We start from the raw sequence: 23,441 nt of genomic DNA on the forward strand, positions 1-23,441 counted from the left end.
CGCGTGACCTAGAAGAGACCAAATAAACGCAGACCCAAAATCGCTGTCAGCGTGAGACTAATCACCATGACCGATACTGCTGAACGATTTGCGGCCGCCTTGTCGACCCCGATCTCGAGATCAAGAAATAGATAACGAATTCCGGCGCAGAAATGGTGCAAATAGCCCCAAATTAAGCCCAGGCAAATTAATTTGACGAGCGTGTTACCCAGCAAGTTCGAGAAGTAAGCAAAGCTGACCTCAGACGCTAGGCTTTTATCAAACAAAAAGAGAATAAAGGGAAGAAACAGAAATAAGGCGGCGCCAGAAATACGGTGGAGGATAGAAACTTTACCGGGCCAAGGAAGTCGATATTGAGCAAGTTGCGCAATCCCGATGTTCCGGAACACTGGCCGCTGCTGGGCTGGATTTGAGTCCTGGTGTGAGTCACTCATAGCTGGTTGTAATCCTGAGTAATGAAGGGCCAAATTGTTAAATTGTTGTATTGCAACATATTCTATTAGAAACGTCAGACTTAGTGGACACTTTTTTACATCAACCGGTCTAACTTGTTGATTTTAAGCAGTTTTATTAATTTATCTTTAGGTGTTTATCCTTAATGGGTTAGCTTAATTCGTTCACATAGTGCAACTTCGTGGTCTCGTAATACGCCATACGGACCTCAACCGGCTTATTGCCGTACGTGAAGCTGCGGCGTTCAACCGATAAAAGCGCAGCACCAGGGTCAAGATTGAGATATTTGGCTAACTCGGCACTCGCATTCACAGCCTTGATTTGCTCCTCGGCCCAGACCATATGAGTATTGAATTCGCTTTCATAAAAGCCGTATAAGGGTCCATGCCAAGTACTCAAGCGCTCAAGGCTGATTCCCTCAAAACGCTTTGGCAAAAGGTAAATGGTCTCAAATACGGTTGGTTGCCCACCAAAGCGCTGAATTCGTTTGACTTCGATCACTGAGTCGCTTGGCCTGAGCTCCAAAAGCGAAGCGATATGTGCGTCGGCCTGGCGTGACGCGCAGCTCAGAAAACTACTCTTTAGAATCAGCTCTTTGCCATCATCTGGAACGAGACGCAAAAACCGAAATTGCACGGCATCTTCGCGATGACTGGCGACAAAAGTACCCTTCCCCTGATGTCGCACCACCACATTCTCGGCTGCAAGCGCGTCGATGGCCTTGCGCACGGTTCCTTGACTGACCTTGTAGCGCTCGGCGAGGTCCATTTCACTGGGGATTGGTTGTCCAGGTTGCCATTCACCGGCTTGTAAGCTCTTCAATAAGAGCTCTTTAATCTGTTGATACAGAGGGCTAAAGTTGGCAGATTGCTCTATGGATCGCATCGTGACTAATCGTGATTCTTTTATCTTATAAAAGACTTGGCTCTAGTGTAAATGTAAACTAGTGGTTTGTAAGCAAGTTCATCATTAACCCTTTATCCGGAGTTTGTAATGGCAAAAGCCCCTATGCGTGTCGCTGTCACTGGTGCAGCAGGTCAAATTGGTTATTCCCTACTGTTTCGTATTGCCAATGGCGATATGTTGGGCAAAGATCAGCCCGTCATTTTGCAGTTACTCGAAATCCCGGATGAAAAGCCACAAAAGGCCCTCAAAGGGGTCATGATGGAACTGGAAGACTGCGCATTCCCACTATTAGCCGGGATGAGTGCGCATAGCGATCCAATGACCGCCTTTAAAGACATTGATGTAGCCCTGCTCGTTGGCGCTCGTCCACGTGGCCCAGGTATGGAGCGCAAAGATTTGCTCTCCGCTAACGCGCAAATTTTTACAGCACAAGGCAAAGCACTCGATCAAGTAGCCAAGCGTACCGTCAAGGTATTGGTGGTTGGCAACCCTGCCAATACCAATGCCTACATTGCGATGAAGTCTGCACCTAGCCTACCGGCCAAGAACTTCACTGCGATGTTGCGCCTTGATCACAACCGCGCCCTCTCCCAATTGGCAAGCAAGACCAACAAGGCAGTAGCAGATATTGAGAAGCTCATTGTGTGGGGCAATCACAGCCCAACCATGTACCCCGACTATCGCTTTGCAACGGTCAATGGTCAGTCGGTTAAAGATCTAATTAATGATCCTGCTTGGAACAAAGATGTCTTTATTCCAACGGTGGGTAAGCGCGGTGCTGCCATCATTGAAGCGCGTGGCTTATCGTCAGCCGCCTCTGCAGCGAATGCGGCGATTGATCATGTGCGCGATTGGGTCTTGGGTACCAATGGTAAATGGGTCACGATGGGCATTCCCTCCGCTGGTGATTACGAGATCCCCGCTGAGATCATTTATGGCTTCCCCGTGACCTGCACCAACGGTGAATACACCCTCGTTAAGGGCTTAGAAATTGATGCGTTCTCCCGCGAGCGCATGACCGCAACCTTAAATGAGTTGCTCGAGGAACAAGCAGGCGTCAAGCATCTTTTGGGTTAAGATTGATTTATTGAAGAAGTTCACTCTTGGAGATAGCATGCGTAAATTACCAAGCTCATTACTTGCAGCACTGCTCGTGAGTATGGCGCTTGGTGTTGCGCATGAAGTTCGTGCGCAAGAAAGTGCATTGACTGTGCCCCATGTCTGGACCTGTAGTAACAATGAACGCTTCATTACAAGCGGTCCAGTTGAGAAGCTTGAAGTTCAATGGCGCTCTAAGTCCTATGCTATGCAGAAAGAGCAGTCCTTGCCAGGTAGCATGCGATTTAAGAACTACGACAGTGGTCTTGATTTAGTGGTGATTGGTCCTAAAGCAATGCTATTTAATATCAAATCGGGAATTCGGTTGGCAGACGAGTGCAAGACCGTGGCGATGAAAGAGGGTCGAGAGGCCCACCTTCTCGCCTTCGAGAAGTAATTGATTCAATACCTATCAATGAAATAAGGGTTGCTGCGAAGGACTATCTTCGGGCATCTCGGCGTGAACCACCTCACCCTGCCGATCGGGAAATAGCGGCACTCCACAATCATCACATAACTCGGGTGTAAATAAGACGGCGTGTCGAAATACGTCTTCCACACCAGCGTCATGCAAAGCATCGCAGATCCGTTTTATCGGACTTTCCTCGTCCGAGACATCATTGAGTGCATCACTTGCCACACTCTCACGATCGTATAGGGGCCAAATCACGCCATAGATAATCTCTGAAGAACCCTTGAGACTAAATGAGATGCGGTACTCATCAGCCTGGTCTTCACCAAAGGCTCCAACCACACATGACAAGCCAGCAGGTAGCACGCCCAAGGTAGATTCAAGGAAATTGACTGCCGCACGAATACTCAAGGGTCTCACATGCTTATCTGCTAAGCGGCAGTTCGTGAAATACGCCTCCGGCAAGAGGAGTTCAAACTCACAACCGGGCAAGAGCTGACATAAGGGATCGTACATGGCGCTTTGCCATTCTGCTAAAGCCACGCCGCGCTCTTGGCGTTGAGGACCATCCATTTGCCACCGAAAGATCGGTTGCTGATGTGGCGCAATGATGACCGCCAAAATGAAACGAGGATCGGCCAGAACAGCAATGGTCTCTGACATATCACGCAGCTCGAGTTTCATTTCGCCACCGGATACGGCGGCATTCGCTAGGGTTTCAAGTAAGGTACGAGTTTGGGTATGCGAATGGGGCATTTGATCAATGCTATAGAGCCAGGGCACGATGGCAAACTGGGTGCCCTCGGCAGCTACAGCTCGTTGTAATGCGCCCGCCGATGCTTCAATTAAGGAAACGGGCAAGGGTCCTGAAGGAATTTGATAACGAGTATGAGCCACAATGGGCATGGCAATCAATAATGCATCCCAATGCGTTCCCTCATGCTCAAAACTCATGGACTCGGCCAAGGTCTCGGCGGTATCGGCCAATACCTCAAAGGCAACCGTATTGATCCGAAAGGTTTGATCAAGTGCCGCGTCAATCACTGATTGATGATGATTCTTCAAAAGCTTAAGAAGACGGGTTCGTAACCGCTCTTCCCAAAATCGATCTTCAACCTGACTACCCGATGCCGCCAACGAGATGGAATCGGCTACTAAGCGCTCGGTCTCGGGCGAGGTCCGTTGAGATGTTTTGGAACGATGAACCGCCATAATGAATGAGCACTCCTGCTAAATGAATTTACTTCAGAATTTACTTCGCTTGTTCCGCACGACGAAATACGGGTTTATCCGGCTTCGATTGGGCAGCACTGTAGCGATAGCCTTCGGATTTAAAGTGCTTGAGCTCTGCAGGATCGGTGATGCGATTCTCCACCACAAAGCGCGCCATGAGTCCTCGTGCTCGCTTGGCATAAAAAGAGATGATTTTGTACTTGCCATCCTTCTCATCCTGAAAAACCGGTGAGATCACTGGACACCCCAAGGCATCAGCTTGCAATACTTTGAAATATTCTTCCGATGCTAAGTTCAGTAAAAATGGTTTTTTCTGTTGAGACAGTGTTTTCTCAAGGGCTTTAGTAATGCGATCACCCCAAAAGGCATACAAATCTTTACCACGGGCATTTTTCAAAGCAGTACCCATTTCCAGGCGATAGGGTTGCATTAAGTCCAAGGGTCGTAACACACCGTACAGACCAGACAAAATCCGCACATGCTCTTGCGCAAAGTCTAGGGCCTTCGCATCCAAGGATTTTGCATCAAAGCCCTCGTACACATCTCCATTAAAAGCGAGGAGTGCTGGCCGACTGTTCTCGGTCGTGAATGTTTTGGACCAATCGCGATAACGTCCCACATTCAGTGCTGCTAATGGGTCTGAGATTCCCATTAGTTTTCCAACTTGCTGGGGGGAAAGTTTTTTGAGATCCGCTATCAGCTTAGCGGACTCCCCCACAAAATCAGGCAGGGTGTGTTTTTTAACTTTCAGCGGTGATTCGTAATCGAGGGATTTGGCGGGCGATAAAACAATTAACATAAATGATGGCTCGTTTAATAGTGCTTAGTACCCTATTCTAGTCACCTTCAATTATTTTGCAGACACGCTAATCCGCTTGGCAATCGCGGCGCTGCAAATACCAGCCAGAACGGCCCATTCCAAAGAGATGGTTACGGTACCAACGCCAGTAATGACCATCGGAATCCATTCTTGTGCCCCCGAGCGAAATTCATGGCGAATCTGCCTAAGATCAATCAGGTTCCAAGCCACCGCCAAGAGTAAGGCAGCAATTACGGCATACGGTAGATGTTCTGCCAAAGGCGAAACAAAAATCAAGATCACTATTAAGAAGACCGCGGCACAAATCGCGGCCAGCGGCGTTTGCGCATTAGCTGCTAGGTTTACGCCAGAGCGATTAAAAGAGCCGCTCGAAGGATAGGCAGAGAAGAAGGATCCGCCCACATTCGCAAGTCCCTGACCAATGAACTCTTGGTTTGCATCAAACGAGTCATTGCGTTTCAGGGCTAGAGCACGTGCAATTGCCATTGCCTCGGTCGATGCCAACAGAGTCATTACTAAGACGGGCCCAAATAGGAGTTGCAGATGCTCTAACGTGAGGGCTGGATACGAGAGTGGTGGCAATGCCCCAGGAATCGCGCTCACCTTGCGGATCCCAGAAAATTCGGTGAAGTACTGTTCCAGAACCAGCAGGGCAACACTACCCGTAATCACCGCAATCAGCATCGCGGGGATCCAACGATTGAGCGGTTTCCACAAACGCATGGTCACCAAAGTAATCAGTACTAGAGCCAATACCTGTGGTCGCCACTGGCCTTGGTAAATTGCAGTCATGGTTTGGAAGATGGTATCGAGCACACTCGTGCCACGCGCGATCTCAATACCCAATAAGGTTCCGACCTGACTATTGATAATGAGTACAGCAGCGCCAGCAGTAAAGCCCACGATTACCGAATGCGGCACTTTCTCAACCCACTTTCCTGCCCCACCCAAACCCAATGCAATCTGAATTACACCAATTAGAAAACTAAGCGTGAGTACCAGCACTACGTAATGCTCGCTCTCTGGAATCGCGAGCGGCGCAATCAATGCCATGGTGGTTAGCGAAATTGCATTGGCCGGTCCGGTCACCATCAAACGGCTTGACCCAAAGAGTGCAGCAATGATGCATGGGACCATCGCAGCATACAAACCATAGTGCGGGGGCATGCCTGCTAACAGAGCAAATGCAATCCCTTGAGGCAACACCACGATGGCACCCGTTAATCCAGCAAGAAGATCCGCACGCACCACTCCCGGCTTCTGATATTCAGGTAACCAACGGGTAAAGGGCAAAGAGAACCGCAATTTATGAATGATCCTAAGTACTTAGAGTTAGCGTGGCACAATTTAGTTATGCCATCACCGCTTCTCCAAACTCCACATTCTAGCGATAGTCTTGCGCCCGAGGGCTGGTTTACCTCCAAACTACCGCAAGTTGGCACCACGATTTTCACCACCATGTCGGCTTTGGCCGCTGAGCACCAAGCCATCAACTTAGGGCAAGGATTTCCGGACTTTCCTTGCGATCCGGCCCTACTCGATGCCGTCAACCACGCCATGCGTTTGGGTCATAACCAATATGCCCCCATGCCAGGCATTCTTGAACTGCGTGAGGCACTTAGGCAGAAGATTGCAAGCTTGTATGGCCATCACTACGATCCGTACTCTGAAATTACGGTGACCGCTGGGGCAACCCAAGCAATCTTTACTGCAATTGCCGCTTGCGTTGGCCCCAATGATGAAGTGATTGTGATTGAACCCGCCTTTGATAGTTACTTACCAGCCATTCAATTGGCTGGCGGCAAAGCGGTTCCTGTGGCGATGGAGATTGTGCGCGATCACAATGGACTCGTCGATGCCTATGCCTTGCCATGGGAAGCACTAGCGAATGCCATTACTTCAAAGACCCGTTTAATTATTACCAATACGCCACATAATCCTACGGCCAGCATTTGGGAAGCCGCCGATTTGGAACGCTTATATAGCTTGGTCAAAGATACCTCGATCTTGATCCTTAGCGATGAGGTCTATGAACACATGGTGTTTGATGGCAAACCTCACGAGAGTATCGCGCGCCATGCGGCACTCGCAGAGCGCAGCTTCTTGGTTTCTAGTTTTGGCAAGACCTTTCATGTCACGGGCTGGAAACTGGCCTTCATTGCTGCCCCCGCTGCACTCATGCATGAATATCGCAAGGTACACCAATTTAATGTGTTCTCAGTGAATACACCCATGCAATACGCCATTGCTCAATATATGAAAAACCCCGAACCTTATCTTGCACTTCCAGCGTTTTATCAAGCCAAGCGCGATTATTTCCGGGCGGGGCTTGCCAGCACCCCACTGAAGTTATTACCGTGTGCAGGTAGTTATTTTCAATGCGTTGATTACACCGCTCTACCACGCAAAGAGGCCAGTCTTCCAGAGGCAGAGTTCTGTCGTTGGTTAACCACGGAGTTGGGCGTTGCAGCCATTCCAAACTCGGCCTTCTATGCCAATCAAACGGAATCGGGTGTCATCCGTTTTTGTTTTGCCAAACAAGAGTCAACACTGAAAACCGCACTGCTTCGTTTACAAGCCTTAGTACCCTAATCAATACCGACAAGAGAACCATGATGAAAAAATCGATGATCGATGTATATAGCTGGGCTACTCCCAATGGCCATAAGATCCATATCATGATGGAAGAATGCGGCTATCGCCTAGATCGCGATTGGCGTGCCATTCCGATTGATATTGGCAAAGGGGATCAATTTAAACCTGCTTTTCTGAAAATCAGTCCTAACAATAAGATCCCAGCGATCGTAGACCCCAATGGACCTGATGGCAAACCGATTCATCTATTTGAATCTGGCGCCATCTTGCTCTATCTTGCTAATAAAACGGGGCGCTTCCTACCGAAATCGATTCGGGGTAAATACGAGACCATGGAATGGCTCATGTTTCAGATGGGTGGCTTAGGACCGATGCTGGGTCAGAATCATCATTTCCGCTTATACGCACCTCAAAAAATTGATTACGCGATTGAGCGCTATACCAATGAAGCAAAACGCTTATATGGTGTGTTGGATGAACGCCTAAAGAAACATCAGTTCATCGTTGGTAATGAATACACGATTGCTGATATTGCAATCTATCCATGGACACGACGTTGGGATAAACAAGGGATGGATCTCAAGGACTACCCAAACTTCAAACGCTGGTTTGAAATGATTAGTGCAAGACCAGCAGTGCAACGCGGTGTTGAAGTACTAACAAATCTGCGTAAGCCCGAGATGGATCCAAAGGAAAAGGAACAGTTGTTTGGTGCAACTCAATATCAACGCAGGAAGCAAACAAAATGACCATCACTTCGATTGGAATCATTGGCGCTGGCACGATGGGCAATGGGATTGCGCAAGTGGCCGCAAGTGCTGGATACGATGTTGTATTACTGGATGTTAGCGATGCAGCACTCGAGAAAGGCTTAGCAGCACTAAATAATAGCCTTGATCGCCTCATCAAAAAAGAGGTCATCAGTGCTGAGCAAAAGTCTCAAACCTTGGCGCGGATTAAAACTACTACGCAATACGCTGAGCTTGCATCAGTTTCTTTGGTGATTGAAGCAGCTACTGAGAACCAAACCATTAAAGAATCGATCTTGCAGCAAGTGGATCGGGTGGTTAGTCAAGATACGATTATTGCGAGCAATACCTCGTCCATCTCGATTACGCATCTGGGTTCACTCAACTCAAGGCCCGAGCGTTTTATTGGGATTCATTTTTTCAATCCTCCACCCCTCATGGCTCTCATCGAGGTCATCATGGGTAAGCAAACCAGTCCTGAGACCCTAAAGGCAGTCCTGGCGATGGCCGCTCGTATGGGCAAAGAGCCTATCACTGTACAAAGCTCACCTGGCTTTGTCGTCAATCGCATCCTTTTGCCAATGATTAATGAAGCCTTCTTTGTCTTACATGAAGGAATTGCTAGCCCCGAAGACATTGATACCGGTATGAAACTTGGTTGCAACCACCCCATTGGCCCCTTAGCATTGGCCGACCTGATTGGTCTTGATACTTGCCTTGCAATCATGGAGGTGTATCACCAAGAATTTAAGGACGATAAATATCGTCCATCACCCTTACTGATTGATTTAGTTGCCAAGGGTCATCTAGGACGCAAGACTGGACGCGGAGTGTATGTCTACGACAAAAAGTGAGTTGCCAACGATTGTGCGGATCCTCGGTTACGCGGGGCTCATCCCATTTATTGGGCTGGCGTTCATGGTCCAGTTAGCGGATAGCCCCAACGACCTCATCGCTCTTGAGTCATTGGTTGCCTATGGTGCAGTGATTGTCTCGTTTTTGGGCGCCTTGCACTGGGGCGCTTGCTTTAAGACCATCGGCGAGTCAACCCAAAATCGCTGGCTTGATCATAGCGTTTGGATTTGGGGCATCATGCCAGCACTGATTGCGTGGTTGGCGATTCATATCTTTATACCATTGGCACTACTCTTACTCGCAGCCACTTTGATCGTACAACGTGCGATTGATCAACGCACTTACGCGTACTATTTTGAGAACACTCAAATGGCCAATGCGTTCTTACGCATGCGCACTCACTTAACAGTGGTGGCTTCAGTGTGCTTGATCTGGGCGGGTCTAGCTAGCTTGATTCGTAATTACTAATCGAGTTTTTCTGATGCTAGTGCTTCTGGTGGGCAGCAGAAATAATTTTCTCGGTATACGCAATTGCTAATGCCGACAACACAAACGTCACATGAATTAGGGTCTGCCAGAGCAAGGTCTTCTCATCATAGGATGCGGCATTGATAAATGTCTTTAGCAAATGAATCGAAGAGATCCCAATAATCGCGGTAGCCAGCTTGACCTTTAATACCCCAGCATTGACATGTGAGAGCCACTCGGGCTGATCGGGGTGATCTTGCAAATCAAGACGCGACACAAAGGTCTCCCAACCGCCCACGATCACCATCACCAAGAGATTGGAGATCATCACGACATCAATCAGTCCCAAGACGATTAGCATCAGTGCGGTCTCGGTCATCTCATTGGCACCCATCATCGTGATGAGATGAATCAACTCTAACCAGAACTGCCAAACGTAGACGCCTTGGGCAATGATGAGACCAATATAAAGCGGGGCCTGCAACCAGCGGGACATAAAGATCCAGCGCGGCAAGGGGCGCAATTTTTTCTCGAACACAAATTCTTTGTTTTCACTCATGGCGAGGATTTTAACGAAGTTTGTGTCATGGCCATGACGCCAGGGGCTTCCTTAAAAGTGTGAGAATATCAAGGCCATGCCTAGCCTATTTGACTCCAAACCGATTGCGCCATTGGCTGAGGCCTTGCGCCCCAAGACCATCGATGAAGTGATTGGTCAAGCGCACTTATTGGGGCCCGGTAAACCATTACGCTTAGCCTTTGAAAGTGGTCAACCGCATTCGATGATTTTGTGGGGACCGCCTGGAGTCGGTAAAACTACGATTGCTCGATTATCCGCGCAAGCCTTTCATCATTCCTTCATCGCGATCTCCGCTGTCTTAGCAGGTGTTAAAGAAATCCGAGAAGCGATTGAACAGGCGCACCATGACATGGCTCAGTTTGGTCGACAAACAATTTTATTTGTTGATGAGATCCATCGGTTTAATAAGAGTCAGCAAGATGCGTTGCTACCGCATATGGAATCGGGTCTCTTCACCGTGATTGGCGCAACTACCGAAAATCCTTCCTTTGAGGTCAATGCTGCCCTTCTCTCGCGCGCTCAGGTCTATGTTCTCAAATCGCTCACTGGGGATGAGTTAAGACAACTCTTAGTGCGTGCCTGCGACCATGCTTTGCCAAGCGTTACGCTTAGTGACGATGCGAGAACAACCATCGTGGCCTATGCCGATGGAGATGCACGGCGCTTAATGAACTTGGTCGAGCAATTGCAACAAACCGTCCGCACTCAGGGTATTACTTCTGTGGATCGGACTCTGATTGAGAACACCCTCAATCTCAATGCACGACGCTTTGATAAAGGTGGTGATCAGTTTTATGACCAGATCTCAGCCTTGCATAAATCGGTGCGCGGCTCACACCCCGATGCTGCACTCTATTGGTTATGCCGCATGCTCGATGGCGGTGCTGATCCGCGTTACCTCGCACGTCGGATTATTCGGATGGCGTGGGAAGACATTGGTCTAGCCGATCCACGGGCGATGCAACTTGCCAATGATGCTGCGCAGACTTATGAGCGTTTGGGATCGCCCGAGGGCGAGCTAGCCTTAGGGCAAGCTGTGGTTTATTTAGCAGTGGCGCCCAAGAGTAATGCGAGCTATCACGCATTTAATGCGGCTCGCGCTTTTGTTGCCACCGATCGCAGTCGTGAAGTGCCGGTGCATTTGCGTAATGCCCCAACCCAACTCATGAAAGACCTCGGGCATGGTCATGCCTATCGCTATGCGCATGATGAACCCCATGCCTACGCTGCAGGAGAATCGTATTTACCCGAAGGGATGGCAGAGCCGCGCTGGTATGAGCCGGTTGAGCGTGGCCTTGAAAGTAAGATTGCAGAACGCATGGCCTTCTTGCGCAGTTTGGATGAGCAGGCCAATAAAACGTAAGGTATGGCCCGTTTCTGAACTAACAAAATTACTATATACTGTATAAATATACAGTATATGAAATCCCCTGATTTAAACCCTCTGCTGTCTTCGTGCTTCGCCCCCATCCGGCGTGGATCTTGCTATCGACCCCTGATTGCTGGGCGCGCACCTGCCGGGTTTCCGTCACCCGCCGCTGATCATTACGACAAGCGCCTTGATCTCAACGAACACTTGGTCTTGCATCCGGAGGCTACCTTCTTCTTGCGAGTGAAAGGCAACTCAATGATTGGGGCGGGGATTCATGATGGGGACTTATTGGTGGTGGATCGCTCGCTTGAACCCAGTCACGGTCGCGTCGTGATTGCCGCGCTCGATGGGGAGCTCACCGTGAAACGCTTACATCAACAACGCGGCAAGATTTTGCTCTGCGCTGATAACCCCGATTACCCTGCGATTGAGATTCGTCAGGGGCAAGAGCTACAAATTTGGGGGGTGGTCGCGCACGTGATCCATAAGGTGTAGTTATCCATGCGCCCTGTCTTTGCTCTGGTGGATGGCAATAATTTTTATGTCTCGTGTGAGCGGGTCTTTAACCCTCGTCTCGAAGGCAAACCCGTTGTGGTGTTATCCAATAATGATGGCTGCATCGTTGCCCGCAGCCAAGAAGCACGCGCACTCGGCATTCGGATGGGAGCCCCCTTCTTTGAAGCCAAACATCTGATTCGCTCACACGGCCTCATTTGGCTCAGCTCCAACTACACCCTCTATGGCGATATGAGCGCTCGCCTGATGGCTTTGTTAGGGGAGTTTGCACCTCACCAAGAAATCTACTCCATTGATGAATGCTTTTTAGATCTAACTGGTATCCCAAATGACTTGGTAGCCCATGCCCACCAAATACGTAAGCGCATTAAGCAGTACCTAGGACTACCAACCTGCGTTGGGATTGGGCAGAGCAAGACCTTAGCTAAATTAGCAAACCACATTGCCAAGAAACGCTTGCGCTATCAAGGCGTATTTAGTTGGTCGCATTGCAATCGCCTGGAGGCCGATGCCTTAATGGCCGATATTGAGATTGGTGAAGTATGGGGGGTGGGTCGACGCCTAAAGATCAAACTCGAGCAATGCGGTATACGGAGCGTATGCGACCTGAAATATGCCCCAACTAGTTTGATTCGTAAACGCTTTGGTGTAGTGCTTGAGCGCACCGTGCATGAGCTCAATGGGATTAGTTGCCTTGATTTAGAGGATACCGAAGACCATCAGGCAGTGCGTAAGCACCAAATTATCTCGAGCAAAAGTTTTGGTAAGCCCGTGCATCAACTCGATGAGCTACGCCAAGCAGTAGTGAGTTATGTCACGCGCGCCGCCGAGAAATTGCGCCAACAAGGTTCGTGGTGCTCCCATCTTCTGGTTTATCTGCGCACGAATCCATTTGCACCCCATGATCCCCAATACGCCAAGAGCATGACCATCCCCCTATTGGTAGGCACGGATGACACACGCGTCTTGGCCAAATACGCTAGCGCAGGTATTGAGCGTATTTATCGTCCTGGCTTTGCATATAAGAAAGCAGGTGTGATGTTGTTAGGTCTGCACCCAGCGGGTCAGGATCTTGGCGATCTTTTTTGCAATCTGCCACAACGTGAGCGCTCATCGCAACTCATGCAAGTGATGGATCGACTCAATCAAGAGTACGGCTCCAACACCCTGCGCCTAGCAGCCGCTGGTTTGCGTCCGCAGTGGACCATGCGCTCTTCACAGCGCAGCCCCAACTACACCACGGCCTGGCATGAACTTGCGCAGGCATGCGCAAATCGCTAATACAATGAAGCATCCATAACCATTGCAATTAAAGGAAATATGATGCGCAAATTTTGGCTCTCGCTTGGTCTCGCGATTGGTATCGCTACCCTCTCTGGGTTCTCATACGCAGGACCCAAAGTAGAATTTAAGACCAATCTCGGTAACTTCGTTGTCGATCTTGACTCCGATAAAGCCCCCAAGACCGTCAATAATTTTTTGACCTATGTAAAGAGCGGTTTCTATAACGGCACCGTGTTCCATCGCGTAATTAATGGTTTTATGGTGCAAGGTGGTGGCTTTACCACCGAGCTGGTACAAAAACCAACGCAGCCACCGGTGGTCTCTGAAGCACAAAATGGTTTAAAGAACCAGATCTACACCATTGCCATGGCAAGAACCTCGGATCCCGATTCAGCAACTGCGCAGTTTTACATCAACGTCAAAGATAATCCAGGCTTGGATTTTCCGAATGCGATGGGAAGCGGTTATACCGTCTTCGGAAAAGTGATTTCAGGGACACAAACCATTGATAAGATTAAGCAAGTCCCAACCGGGGTTGCTTCAACCCCACGCGGTCGCATGGCCGATGTGCCTAATACGCCCGTCGTGATTGAGTCAGTCACCATCCTCAAATAAGCCAATGCTATTGTTAGACGATGTTGAGAGTAGTCGGGAGCAACCCACCAGTCGACTCTATCAACACGTCCAACACGAGTGGTGTGTCAATCGATTTAATGAGTTAGATACTTGTTTTGATAGTATCGAGACCGCTCTCGGTCAGGGTCAATATGTGGTTGCACTCTTTGCCTATGAGCTTGGTTATTACTGGCAAGGCATTGCGTGTAAGCACCCTGAACCACTGCCTTTACTCAGAGCGTGGTCCTTTGCTGAGGTCAGTAAACTCTCCAAAGAGGCGGTCGATGCGTTTTTACACGATCGCCTAGTCATTGAGTCAACTCCCAGTGGCATCCTCAATCGGCATGACTCAATCAATCACGCACGTTTTACCGAGGATATTGAGCGTATTCAAGCATGGATTGCAGCGGGCGATACCTATCAAATTAATCACTCCTACCGGGTGTATGGCCAAGCCTATGGCTCACCCCTTGCTCTCTATGCGCGCTTGCGAGAGCGGCAACCGGGGCGTTATGGTGCGTTCATTGAAGATGGCCATCAAGTAGTCTTATCGCAATCCCCCGAACTATTTATTCGACGCTCTGGTGACACCTTAATAGCAGAACCGATGAAGGGCACGGCCGATGCAACTTTGGCACAGGCCAGTGAGCTAGCCAATGATCCCAAGAATCAAGCGGAGAACGTCATGATTGTGGATCTCCTGCGTAATGATCTGGGGCGCATTGCACAAACCGGATCGGTTCATGTTCCCGCACTCTTTGAGGTCAAGCAACACGGTCAGGTCTTGCAAATGACCTCAACCGTACAAGCAAAGCCGCGAGCTAATCTTCGGATTGAGGATGTGTTGCGAGCTGTATTCCCATGCGGCTCGGTAACTGGGGCTCCCAAAAAACGCAGTATGGAGATTATTCAAGCGCTAGAAGATCAACCACGCGGCTGGTATTGTGGGGCATTAGGCTGGTTTGATCCCAACGGTGACTTTGCGATGAGTGTGCCAATCCGCACGCTGCAGATGGATCACGACTCAGAATCCGACTCATCGTCGTTTGTCTTGGGTGTTGGCGCCGGAATTACCATAGACTCTGATGCTGATACGGAATACCAAGAATGTCAACTCAAGGCATCATTCTTAACGAGCCTGCCAAGCGGTGTAGGGATTTTTGAAACCATCCGCTTTGATCGCGGTTGCGATCTCAACCGAATTGCAAATTGGTCAAAGCATCTCGAGCGCCTATCGAGCTCAGCTCGTAATTTAGGAATTCAATTTGATGACGAAGTCTTGCAGAATATGGTGCAAGCAGCTGCAGCAGATTTGGCGCACGATTCTATTCATCGGGTACGGATTGATTTAAGTTCAACAGGCCAACTATCACTGTCGCATTCCATCATTGAGAAGCTCCCCGGTCCTGTTCAATTATTTTGGGCCCATGAGATTTTGCAAGGCGATTACACACCACAGCAACTCACCATGCAGTCGCATAACCCCTTATTGCGTCACAAGGTTAGTGAACGTGTGATCTACGATGCCGCCTGGCACAAGGCAGTTGAGCTGGGTGGCTTTGATGCCCTATTTATCAATGAGCATGGGCACGTCACCGAAGGTGGTCGTACTAGCGTATTGATCCGTGAAGATGTCAATGGTCCATGGCTCACACCACCGCTATCGGCAGGTGTGTTGCCGGGTGTGATGCGATCGGTCATCTTGGCTGATCCTAGTATGAATGCCCGCGAGGCCAACCTGACTATTACCCAGGTGGCTAATGCTAATGAAATAATGCTATGCAATGCTTTGCGCGGAATGATCCCGGCTCATTTATGAACTACTGCTCCTCCTGCGGCTCCAATGTCCGCCTGCAAATACCGCCTGACGATACTCGCATGCGTCATGTCTGCGCGCAATGCGGAGAGATCCATTATCGTAATCCGCGCAATGTAGTTGGCACCATTCCCATTTGGGAGAATCAAGTCCTTCTATGTCGACGTGCGATTGCACCACGACATGGTTACTGGACTCTGCCAGCAGGCTTTCTAGAGGTTGGTGAGAGTACTGAACACGGCGCTGCCCGCGAGACCCTCGAGGAGGCAGGTGCGCATGTTGATATTGGCCCCCTCTTCTCACTTCTAAATGTGGCACATGTTGAGCAAGTCCACTTCTTTTATTTAGCGCAGATGCGCACACCCCACTTTGAAGCGGGTATCGAGAGTTTAGAGGTCGGCTTATTTACCGAAGCACAAATCCCCTGGTCGGAGCTTGCCTTTCCGACCGTGAAGCAGACCTTGCAATGGTATTTTGAGGATCTCCGTAGCGGTGGGATCTTGCAAGGCCGAACGCGCTCGCGTGATATTTTGCCTGGTGAGCGCATTGAGTAAATTGCATCACTGATCATGAGTACCATCCCGTGGCTTGGCCCAAGCGATCCATTCCCTAACCCACTCACCCAGCCTGATCCTGACCCAGAGGTGCCGGGATTGCTCGCAGTGAGTGAACGAATCTATCCTGGACAGTTAGAGCGTGCTTACCGCAGCGGTATTTTCCCCTGGTACTCCGATCATCAGCCCGTCTTGTGGTGGTCACCTGACCCGCGCATGACTCTCAGGCCCGCGAATCTCAAAATTAGTCAGTCATTACGCAAAACAATCCGCGCATGCTTGGATGATCCAAGTATGACATTGCAAGTCGATCATGATTTTCCGGGGGTAATGCGCGCCTGCGCCACCACCGAGCGCCAAGGCCAAGATGGTACCTGGATTACGCATGAGATCATGGATGCATACACAGCATTGCATGAGCAAGGGCATGCTCATTGCATCACCGTGGAGCAGAATCAGCACGCCATTGGTGGCCTATATTGCGTCTCTTTTGGGGCGATGGTGTTTGGAGAGTCGATGTTTTCTCGGGTTCGGGACTCGTCTAAGCTTGCTTTAGCAGCCTTGTGCGCATGGTGCTACGATCATGGAGTGACTTTCATTGATTGCCAACAAGAAACCGCCCATCTTCGCTCTTTGGGTGCCTTGCCGATTAGCCGCTCTGAGTTTTTAGGGCATATCGAGCGTGCGGTATCCACCCCAATCCAAGAAAAATGGGTAATGGATAAGTTCATTCTAGAGAGATACCTGCGATGAGCCGTGTCCATGAACTACCGATTACGGCAATCCAGTTTTATGCCACAGCACCCTATCCGTGTAGCTACATTCCCAACCAAATTGCTCGCTCGCAAGTTGCCACCCCTACGCATTCCATCGGCGCCGATGTTTATAGCAATTTAGTGAATGCGGGTTTTCGTCGCAGCGGCTCTTATACCTATCGACCCTATTGCGATCATTGCAAGGCCTGTATCGCTACACGTATTCCAGTAGCCTCCTTTACTCCTAATCGCAGTCAACGCCGCGCTTGGCAAAAACACGCCGGATTGCAGACTCAGGTCTTAAGCCTTGCGTTTACTGACGAGCACTACCAACTCTATCAGCAGTATCAATCAACCCGTCATCACTCCAGCTTGATGGAGCACGACAATCAAGAGCAATACACACAGTTCTTATTGCAAAGCCGAGTTAACTCGCGCATGGTAGAGTTTCGGGATGGTCCGAATGATCCACATCCCGGGCGGTTGCGGATGGTGAGCATGATTGATGTCTTGGAGCAAGGCATTTCCTCGGTCTACACCTTTTATGATTCCAGTCAGGCAGGTACGAGCTATGGTACCTATAGTGTCTTGTGGCAGATTGATCAGGTTCAAAAACTGGGTCTACCCTATTTATATTTGGGCTACTACATTGCACAAAGCCCTAAAATGTCATACAAGATTAAATTTCAACCACTGGAAGGATTGATCAACGATCAGTGGCAACCCTTGTTGCCGCATCAGCTTACTGATGATTAATACCTACCCGCTTGTTCGTCCCCTGCTGTTCTCAATGGACCCCGAAGAGGCTCATGACTTCTCCTTCGCACAACTAGATCGCTTAGAGCGCTGCGGACTTCTGAAAGCCTTAATTGGCAAACCCATCATCAAGCCGGTTGAGCTCTGCGGTTTACGATTTCGTAATCCAGTGGGTTTGGCTGCCGGTTTAGATAAAGATGGCAAACATATTGACGCACTTGCAAGCCTTGGATTTGGGTTCTTAGAAATTGGCACCGTGACCCCCTTACCACAACCAGGTAATCCCAAGCCGCGCATGTTTCGTCTGCCAAGTGCAAACGCCTTAATTAATCGCATGGGCTTTAATAATGATGGGGTTGATGCCTGTATTGAACGTGTCAAACGCTCTCGGTTTTACCAAGAGGGTGGCGTGATTGGTCTCAATATTGGTAAGAACGCCAGCACTTCGATCGAAGATGCTGCTAATGACTACGTGACCTGCATGCGCAAGGTGTATCCAGTAGCAAGCTACATCACGGCTAACATCTCATCACCAAATACCAAAAACTTGCGCGATCTTCAGGGTGAAACGATGTTGCGCCAGTTATTACAAGCGCTTCACCAAACCCGTCAAGATTTAAGTAATCAGTTAGGCGTGCGCAAGCCACTCTTTCTTAAAATTGCACCAGATCTTGAGGCCGCTGATCTTAGGCTGATTGCTGAGCTCTTAATGGAGTTTGAGATCGATGCGGTGATTGCTACGAATACCACTATTGCACGCACCGGTGTAGAGGATCTCGAGCATGGTCATGAAACTGGGGGTCTCTCAGGGTCGCCCGTTTTGGCTCGCTCCAATCAAACGATTTATGATTTATTTCAGGTGCTTCATAACCGTATACCCATTATTGGGGTTGGCGGCATCCTGTCTGGCGAGAACGTCAAACAGAAACTCGATGCAGGCGCTAGTCTGGTGCAAATTTATACGGGGCTCATCTATCAAGGGCCTAAACTCATTGCAGATTGCGTCCGGGCCTTTCCCTAGAGACTTCATCCGTCCCTTAGTTGTTGAATTGCTCCGGTTGATTTACTATTAGATTTCACAATACGCAACGCTGTAAAAACTCATTACAATCATCAATATGGATAGCAAGGCAACCAAAAACTCCGGTGATGTTGGCAAGACGGCAATTCAGGTCGTTGAGCGCATGATGAACCTGCTTGATTGTTTGGCCGATCAGGAAGAAGCGAGTAGCCTCAAACTGCTCTCTCAAAAAACCGGATTACATCCTTCTACGGCGCACCGCATTCTCAACGACATGGTTGCCTGTCGCTTAGTCGAGCGTGGTGATGGTGGAACGTATAAATTAGGCTTACGGCTCTTAGAGCTTGGTAATTTGGTCAAAGAGCGTCTATCCGTTCGAGAAGCTGCTCAACTGCCCATGCGAGCCCTTCATAAGCTGACCGGGGAAACCGTCAATCTCTCGGTTCGTCAGGGTGATGAAATTGTCTATGTCGACCGTGCCTATAGTGAACGCTCTGGGATGCAAGTGGTGCGCGCCATTGGTGGTCGTGCCCCATTACATCTCACCTCCGTTGGTAAATTATTCTTGGCGGTCGATGACCCCAATCAAGTACGCGCCTATGCTACCCGAACGGGTCTTGCCGGCCATACGCGCAACAGCATCACACAGTTAGCGAAGCTTGAGAGTGAGCTTGGTAGTGTTCGCCATGTGGGCCACTCACGGGATAACGAAGAGCTTGAGCTCGGAGTGAGTTGCCTCGCGGCTGGCATTTTGGATGACACGGGTAAGTTAGTGGCAGGTCTATCACTGAGCTCACCAACCGATCGCATGCAACCCGATTGGCTCAAGGCCTTACAAGAAACTGCGCTACAGATTTCTAAGGGTCTGGGATATAAACCCCAAACCAGCTCTAAAACCGACTAGTCTCTACATTGTCAGGCGGCGAATCGGCTTGGGCTCACCAGGCTGATAACTTTCAATCCAGTCTCGTACCCGAACGGCATCCGCAAAGCGCGATTGGGTTCCAACCGAATCCAAGAACACGAGCAGTATGGGTAGGCCGTTTACTTTGGCTTGCATCACTAAGCACTTACCGGCCGCACTAATGAACCCCGTTTTTTGCAAGCCGATTTCCATATCACCCGCGCGCACCAGTCGGTTGGTATTTAGGAATACCTGTGGGCGTTTATTAATGACCAAGGTCGTATCGGGCCACACTGAGAACTCCCGAATCAATTTGTAGTTATAAGATGCAACCAGCATTCTGGCCAAGTCCTCAGCGGTCGATACATTGGTCGCCAATAAACCGGTTGGATCGGTAAAGTTGGAATGGGTCATTCCCAAAGAATAGGCTTTGTGATTCATGGCCTCGACGAAGGCCTTCGCACCGCCTGGATAATTACGAGCCAATAAATACGAGGCGCGATTCTCAGAGGACATCAACGCTAGGAGGAGTGCTTCCTCACGGGTCAACTTGGTCCCCAAAGACAAGCGGGATTTAGCATAAATCTTCACATCCTCTTGGGTAATCGTGAGAACTTCGTTCAGTGGTGCGTTGGAATCAAGCACCACCATCGCGGTCATGAGTTTAGTAATGGATGCAATAGGCAAGCTGACATCTGGATTTTTCTCAAAGAGGATATCTTTAGAGTGCTGATCCACCACCATCGCCACACTCGACTTGAGATTGAGATCATCGGGTTGGTTTCGTAACCCCATGGCAGTTGCAAATGATGGACGACCAGCGGCCTGGGGGGGATTCTTGGGGCGATTGACCGTAGTCCGAACCTGCTTAGGATTGGCGGACTTGGGTTTTTGGGCCGTGGCGGGCTTTTTTGCTTGCGTGCTCTGTTTAGGTTTATTCGCTTGGGAACTATTTGAAGACTGCGCCAATGCTGGTTCAGTAACACCAAGAGTGATACTAAGAATACCAAGGAGGAGAATCTGGAGGGGGCGTCGGGCCCTTGTCTGCTGTTCAGACAAATGACGAGTAACTGAATTAATAAACGCTTGAATCAATCTCAATTTAAATCCCAGAATTCAGTACAGTTGCATAATAATAACTGGATTAGCGCTTGGCTGGTATTTTTCCTTGGTAGTTGACCAAGATCACCGCAGTCATCGTTAGCAATAGCCCCGCTAGCATCATGAGAGTCAGGGGTTCATCAAATAGTATCCAGGCCATCAACGCTGTGGTGGGTGGTGTTAGATATAAAAGACTCGTAACCTTGGTGGCAGCACCCTTACGAATCAAAATAAACAATAAACTAATTGCACCAATCGAGGTGGGCAAAATGCCCCAGAGCAAGGCCCCAATCACTGGCGCATTCCAGACAATCTCACGGGTCTCAAAGAGCAAGGCAACAATCAAGCACAAGAGAGCTGAGATCGAAAACTGAATCATCGATCCAGCCCGAAGATCAAAATCTGGGCAGTATTTTTTCTGGTAAAGCGTACCAAAGGTAATGGCAAATAAGGCGGCAATAGCAAATGAATAGGCGCTCACTGGAATATCTAAAAAGCTGGTTTTATCAGCCACCACCAAAGCCACGCCACCAATGCCCAAAACCAAACCAAGCCATTGGCGATAGTTAACCCGCTCGGCAACCCATGACGCACTCCACGCCGTTAAGATGGGTTGCAACCCCACAATCAATGCGATCAGTCCAGCGGTCATCCCCAAACGCACCGCACTCCATACCCCCATGACATAGCCAAATTGCAATAGCACTCCAGCGACTGCAATATGGATGGTCTGGCTGCGGTTGGGCCAGATGGGTTTCCAGAACAAAATGATGAGACCCATCACGAGCAATACGCCAGTAAAGCGTAAGAATAAAAATGTGGCGGGCTCCATGTATGGCATACCAAAGCGCGCAATGATGAAGCCCGTACTCCAGATAAATACAAATAATGGCGCGGCAAATGCCTCGATTGGAGTGGCTGACTTCATGAAGAGGGTCGAGATTTGGAGGTTCTCATTTTATGCTGATGCGCACTTGCAATTTGGATCGTTTGATAATGAATCTGCACGGTATCCTCAATTGGATTAGCGTACCCTCCTGCCATCGCAATGGCGATGGAGATACCCCGCTCTCCCACAAATGCCATGACGCGCTGATCACGTAGCGCTAGTCCCTCTTTTGTGAGTCTTAGGCGTCCCAAGCGATCACCCTCGAATGGATCGGCACCGGCCAAGTAAATCAGAAATTCAATGTCATGTTTTGCAAGAAACTCGAGGGCCTGCTCGAGGGCCTCTAAATAGATGGTGTCGCCACTACCGTCGGCTAAGGCAATATCCAGATCACTGTTCGTTTTTGTGAATGGATAGTTTTTCTCACCATGGATCGAGACCGTGCAAATCGCAGGATCATGTTGCAAAATCGCTGCCGTGCCATCGCCTTGATGAACATCGAGATCCAGAATGCCGATTCTTTGAGGACCGATTGGGTACTTCATCAGCACCCGCGCCGCAATCGCAGCATCATTGAAAACGCAAAAGCCCGAGCCCTTATTACGGTAGGCGTGATGGGTACCACCCGCTAGATTGACTGCGACACCCTCCTCGATAGCAGATTGACATGCGGCAATCGTGGCACCCACCGAGCGGCGGGAACGCTCCACCATTTTCTCTGACCAAGGAAATCCGATTTCTTTCTGCTCTGCCTCGGTCAGGGTTCCGGCAATCACCCGTTGCAGGTAGGAAGCGTCATGAGCTAGGAGGAGTTCCGTATCGCTTGCCTGAGGCGCTTCAAGTAATTGAATATTTGGAAGATCAACAACCAAATCTCGCAGCATCTTGTACTTCGCCATCGGAAACCGATGCCGCGCGGGCAAGGGTAATACAAAGTGATCGCTGTAGAAGGCTTTCAAGGAATCTAAGGTTTATTGTATAAGTTACTGATTATATTGAATTATTAATATTAACCTTACGGCTAATATTTTTTGTTGCGACGCAACAAATCTTCTCCTATAATCAAAGGTATGATGACTATAACCAGTCTCCCCATTTAACTAAAGGAGTCCATGATGAACCTAACCCCAGAACAAATTGCGGCCGCCCAAAAGGCTAATCTGGAGACCCTTGCCGGTCTTACCAACCAAGCCCTCAAAAGCGTTGAGAAACTCGTTGAACTCAATATGCAAATCGCCAAGAATAGTTTGAGCGAGAGCATGAGCAATGCCAAGAAAGCACTAGAAGTACGCGATGTTCAACAACTCATTACCCAGCAAGCTGAAATGATTCAGCCAATGGCTGAGCGCATGATGAACTACGGTCGTGATCTCTATGAGATTGCACAAGATAGCTCCCATGCGTTTACCAAAACGGCAGAGGCAGAGTTCGCTGCTAACCAGAAAAAATTGCAATCCATGGTTGATGAGTGGACCAAAAACGCTCCGGCCGGGTCAGATGCTGCCGTGCAAATGATGAAGCAAGCAATCGCGGCAGCAAACAACAGCTATGAGACCAGCCAAAAGGCTATCAAGCACGCGATGGAAGTGGCGCAAGCCAATATGCAAAATGCAGCAGATACTGTAACCAAAGCGGCTAGTAAAGCAGCAAAAGCCTCGAAGAAGTCTTCTGAGTAATTTATAGAACGAT

Annotated in this window: 26 protein-coding genes; 17 read left to right on the top strand and 9 right to left on the bottom strand. The window is 49.3% G+C overall.

What is annotated here, in order from left to right:
• Window positions 1-8 precede the first annotated feature (8 nt).
• Complete coding sequence (sdhC, locus tag QUE62_RS05035) at window positions 9-434, bottom strand: succinate dehydrogenase, cytochrome b556 subunit (protein ID WP_286260944.1); 426 nt, start codon at window positions 432-434, stop codon at window positions 9-11.
• 169 nt (window positions 435-603) lie between these two features.
• A complete protein-coding gene (locus QUE62_RS05040; protein WP_286260945.1) occupies window positions 604-1,338 on the bottom strand; it encodes a GntR family transcriptional regulator in 735 nt (244 codons plus the stop codon).
• Between the two features lie 108 nt (window positions 1,339-1,446).
• Between QUE62_RS05040 and QUE62_RS05045 the strand changes: the two genes are divergently transcribed.
• Window positions 1,447-2,436, top strand: a complete 990-nt coding sequence (locus tag QUE62_RS05045; RefSeq protein WP_286260946.1) for a malate dehydrogenase — start codon at window positions 1,447-1,449, stop codon at window positions 2,434-2,436.
• Window positions 2,437-2,473: 37 nt separating this feature from the next.
• Window positions 2,474-2,854: a hypothetical protein gene (locus tag QUE62_RS05050; RefSeq protein WP_286223009.1), complete on the top strand. Its 381-nt coding sequence runs from the start codon at window positions 2,474-2,476 to the stop codon at window positions 2,852-2,854.
• 15 nt (window positions 2,855-2,869) lie between these two features.
• Here QUE62_RS05050 and QUE62_RS05055 read toward each other — a convergent pair whose 3' ends face one another.
• The 3 genes from QUE62_RS05055 to QUE62_RS05065 are packed head-to-tail and all read right to left on the bottom strand — an operon-like array spanning window position 2,870 to window position 6,215.
• Complete coding sequence (locus tag QUE62_RS05055) at window positions 2,870-4,081, bottom strand: DUF2863 family protein (RefSeq protein WP_286260947.1); 1,212 nt, start codon at window positions 4,079-4,081, stop codon at window positions 2,870-2,872.
• 40 nt (window positions 4,082-4,121) lie between these two features.
• Entirely contained in the window at window positions 4,122-4,901 is a 780-nt protein-coding gene (gene yaaA / locus QUE62_RS05060; RefSeq protein WP_286260948.1) for a peroxide stress protein YaaA, read from the bottom strand.
• Between the two features lie 51 nt (window positions 4,902-4,952).
• Window positions 4,953-6,215, bottom strand: coding sequence for a SulP family inorganic anion transporter (locus QUE62_RS05065; RefSeq protein WP_286260949.1), 1,263 nt, complete (start codon window positions 6,213-6,215; stop codon window positions 4,953-4,955).
• 60 nt (window positions 6,216-6,275) lie between these two features.
• Between QUE62_RS05065 and QUE62_RS05070 the strand changes: the two genes are divergently transcribed.
• The 4 genes from QUE62_RS05070 to QUE62_RS05085 are packed head-to-tail and all read left to right on the top strand — an operon-like array spanning window position 6,276 to window position 9,589.
• A complete protein-coding gene (locus QUE62_RS05070) occupies window positions 6,276-7,514 on the top strand; it encodes a pyridoxal phosphate-dependent aminotransferase (RefSeq protein WP_286260950.1) in 1,239 nt (412 codons plus the stop codon).
• 35 nt (window positions 7,515-7,549) lie between these two features.
• Window positions 7,550-8,266 carry a glutathione binding-like protein gene (locus QUE62_RS05075; protein WP_286224738.1) on the top strand — a complete coding sequence of 239 codons (717 nt, stop codon included), beginning with the start codon at window positions 7,550-7,552 and terminating at the stop codon, window positions 8,264-8,266.
• Window positions 8,263-9,120, top strand: coding sequence for a 3-hydroxybutyryl-CoA dehydrogenase (locus QUE62_RS05080; RefSeq protein WP_286223013.1), 858 nt, complete (start codon window positions 8,263-8,265; stop codon window positions 9,118-9,120). Before QUE62_RS05075 ends, QUE62_RS05080 begins: the two co-directional genes overlap by 4 nt.
• Window positions 9,101-9,589 carry a DUF3429 domain-containing protein gene (locus QUE62_RS05085; protein WP_286224835.1) on the top strand — a complete coding sequence of 163 codons (489 nt, stop codon included), beginning with the start codon at window positions 9,101-9,103 and terminating at the stop codon, window positions 9,587-9,589. The genes QUE62_RS05080 and QUE62_RS05085 overlap by 20 nt, the downstream gene beginning before the upstream one ends.
• Window positions 9,590-9,605: 16 nt before the next feature.
• On the opposite strand, the gene QUE62_RS05090 is transcribed toward QUE62_RS05085, so the two are convergent.
• A complete protein-coding gene (locus QUE62_RS05090) occupies window positions 9,606-10,148 on the bottom strand; it encodes a TIGR00645 family protein (protein ID WP_286223015.1) in 543 nt (180 codons plus the stop codon).
• Between the two features lie 76 nt (window positions 10,149-10,224).
• Between QUE62_RS05090 and QUE62_RS05095 the strand changes: the two genes are divergently transcribed.
• From QUE62_RS05095 to QUE62_RS05140, 10 genes are all read left to right on the top strand, one after another.
• Window positions 10,225-11,532 carry a replication-associated recombination protein A gene (locus QUE62_RS05095; protein ID WP_286260951.1) on the top strand — a complete coding sequence of 436 codons (1,308 nt, stop codon included), beginning with the start codon at window positions 10,225-10,227 and terminating at the stop codon, window positions 11,530-11,532.
• A gap of 57 nt (window positions 11,533-11,589) precedes the next feature.
• On the top strand, window positions 11,590-12,036 hold the full coding sequence (locus QUE62_RS05100) for a LexA family protein (RefSeq protein WP_286223017.1): 447 nt from the start codon (window positions 11,590-11,592) through the stop codon (window positions 12,034-12,036).
• Between the two features lie 6 nt (window positions 12,037-12,042).
• Window positions 12,043-13,338: a Y-family DNA polymerase gene (locus tag QUE62_RS05105; RefSeq protein WP_286260952.1), complete on the top strand. Its 1,296-nt coding sequence runs from the start codon at window positions 12,043-12,045 to the stop codon at window positions 13,336-13,338.
• A 39-nt stretch (window positions 13,339-13,377) separates the two neighbouring features.
• Window positions 13,378-13,956: a peptidylprolyl isomerase gene (locus QUE62_RS05110; RefSeq protein ID WP_286224838.1), complete on the top strand. Its 579-nt coding sequence runs from the start codon at window positions 13,378-13,380 to the stop codon at window positions 13,954-13,956.
• 4 nt (window positions 13,957-13,960) lie between these two features.
• Entirely contained in the window at window positions 13,961-15,775 is a 1,815-nt protein-coding gene (locus tag QUE62_RS05115; RefSeq protein WP_286260953.1) for a bifunctional chorismate-binding protein/class IV aminotransferase, read from the top strand.
• Window positions 15,772-16,326 carry an NUDIX hydrolase gene (locus QUE62_RS05120; RefSeq protein WP_286260954.1) on the top strand — a complete coding sequence of 185 codons (555 nt, stop codon included), beginning with the start codon at window positions 15,772-15,774 and terminating at the stop codon, window positions 16,324-16,326. Before QUE62_RS05115 ends, QUE62_RS05120 begins: the two co-directional genes overlap by 4 nt.
• A gap of 15 nt (window positions 16,327-16,341) precedes the next feature.
• Window positions 16,342-17,079 carry a leucyl/phenylalanyl-tRNA--protein transferase gene (gene aat, locus QUE62_RS05125; protein WP_286260955.1) on the top strand — a complete coding sequence of 246 codons (738 nt, stop codon included), beginning with the start codon at window positions 16,342-16,344 and terminating at the stop codon, window positions 17,077-17,079.
• The gene (locus QUE62_RS05130; RefSeq protein ID WP_286224842.1) at window positions 17,076-17,837 is read left to right on the top strand and encodes an arginyltransferase; all 762 of its coding nucleotides are present in this window, start codon (window positions 17,076-17,078) and stop codon (window positions 17,835-17,837) included. Before aat ends, QUE62_RS05130 begins: the two co-directional genes overlap by 4 nt.
• Window positions 17,830-18,858, top strand: coding sequence for a quinone-dependent dihydroorotate dehydrogenase (locus QUE62_RS05135; protein ID WP_286260956.1), 1,029 nt, complete (start codon window positions 17,830-17,832; stop codon window positions 18,856-18,858). The genes QUE62_RS05130 and QUE62_RS05135 overlap by 8 nt, the downstream gene beginning before the upstream one ends.
• 97 nt (window positions 18,859-18,955) lie before the next feature.
• Window positions 18,956-19,762, top strand: a complete 807-nt coding sequence (locus QUE62_RS05140; RefSeq protein ID WP_286223025.1) for an IclR family transcriptional regulator — start codon at window positions 18,956-18,958, stop codon at window positions 19,760-19,762.
• A gap of 3 nt (window positions 19,763-19,765) precedes the next feature.
• Here QUE62_RS05140 and QUE62_RS05145 read toward each other — a convergent pair whose 3' ends face one another.
• Genes QUE62_RS05145 through QUE62_RS05155 form a run of 3 tightly spaced genes read right to left on the bottom strand, consistent with a single transcriptional unit; the run spans window position 19,766 to window position 22,711 of the window.
• The gene (locus QUE62_RS05145; RefSeq protein WP_286260957.1) at window positions 19,766-20,863 is read right to left on the bottom strand and encodes a serine hydrolase; all 1,098 of its coding nucleotides are present in this window, start codon (window positions 20,861-20,863) and stop codon (window positions 19,766-19,768) included.
• A 43-nt stretch (window positions 20,864-20,906) separates the two neighbouring features.
• Window positions 20,907-21,791 (bottom strand): DMT family transporter, encoded by an 885-nt coding sequence (locus tag QUE62_RS05150; RefSeq protein ID WP_286260958.1) that lies wholly within the window; start codon window positions 21,789-21,791, stop codon window positions 20,907-20,909.
• Window positions 21,788-22,711, bottom strand: coding sequence for a histone deacetylase family protein (locus tag QUE62_RS05155; protein WP_286260959.1), 924 nt, complete (start codon window positions 22,709-22,711; stop codon window positions 21,788-21,790). The genes QUE62_RS05150 and QUE62_RS05155 overlap by 4 nt, the downstream gene beginning before the upstream one ends.
• 153 nt (window positions 22,712-22,864) lie before the next feature.
• Between QUE62_RS05155 and QUE62_RS05160 the strand changes: the two genes are divergently transcribed.
• Window positions 22,865-23,428, top strand: coding sequence for a phasin family protein (locus QUE62_RS05160; protein ID WP_286260960.1), 564 nt, complete (start codon window positions 22,865-22,867; stop codon window positions 23,426-23,428).
• The last annotated feature ends 13 nt before the right edge of the window (window positions 23,429-23,441 follow it).

The sequence above is a fragment of the Polynucleobacter sp. HIN9 genome (assembly GCF_030297635.1).
Classification (GTDB): domain Bacteria; phylum Pseudomonadota; class Gammaproteobacteria; order Burkholderiales; family Burkholderiaceae; genus Polynucleobacter.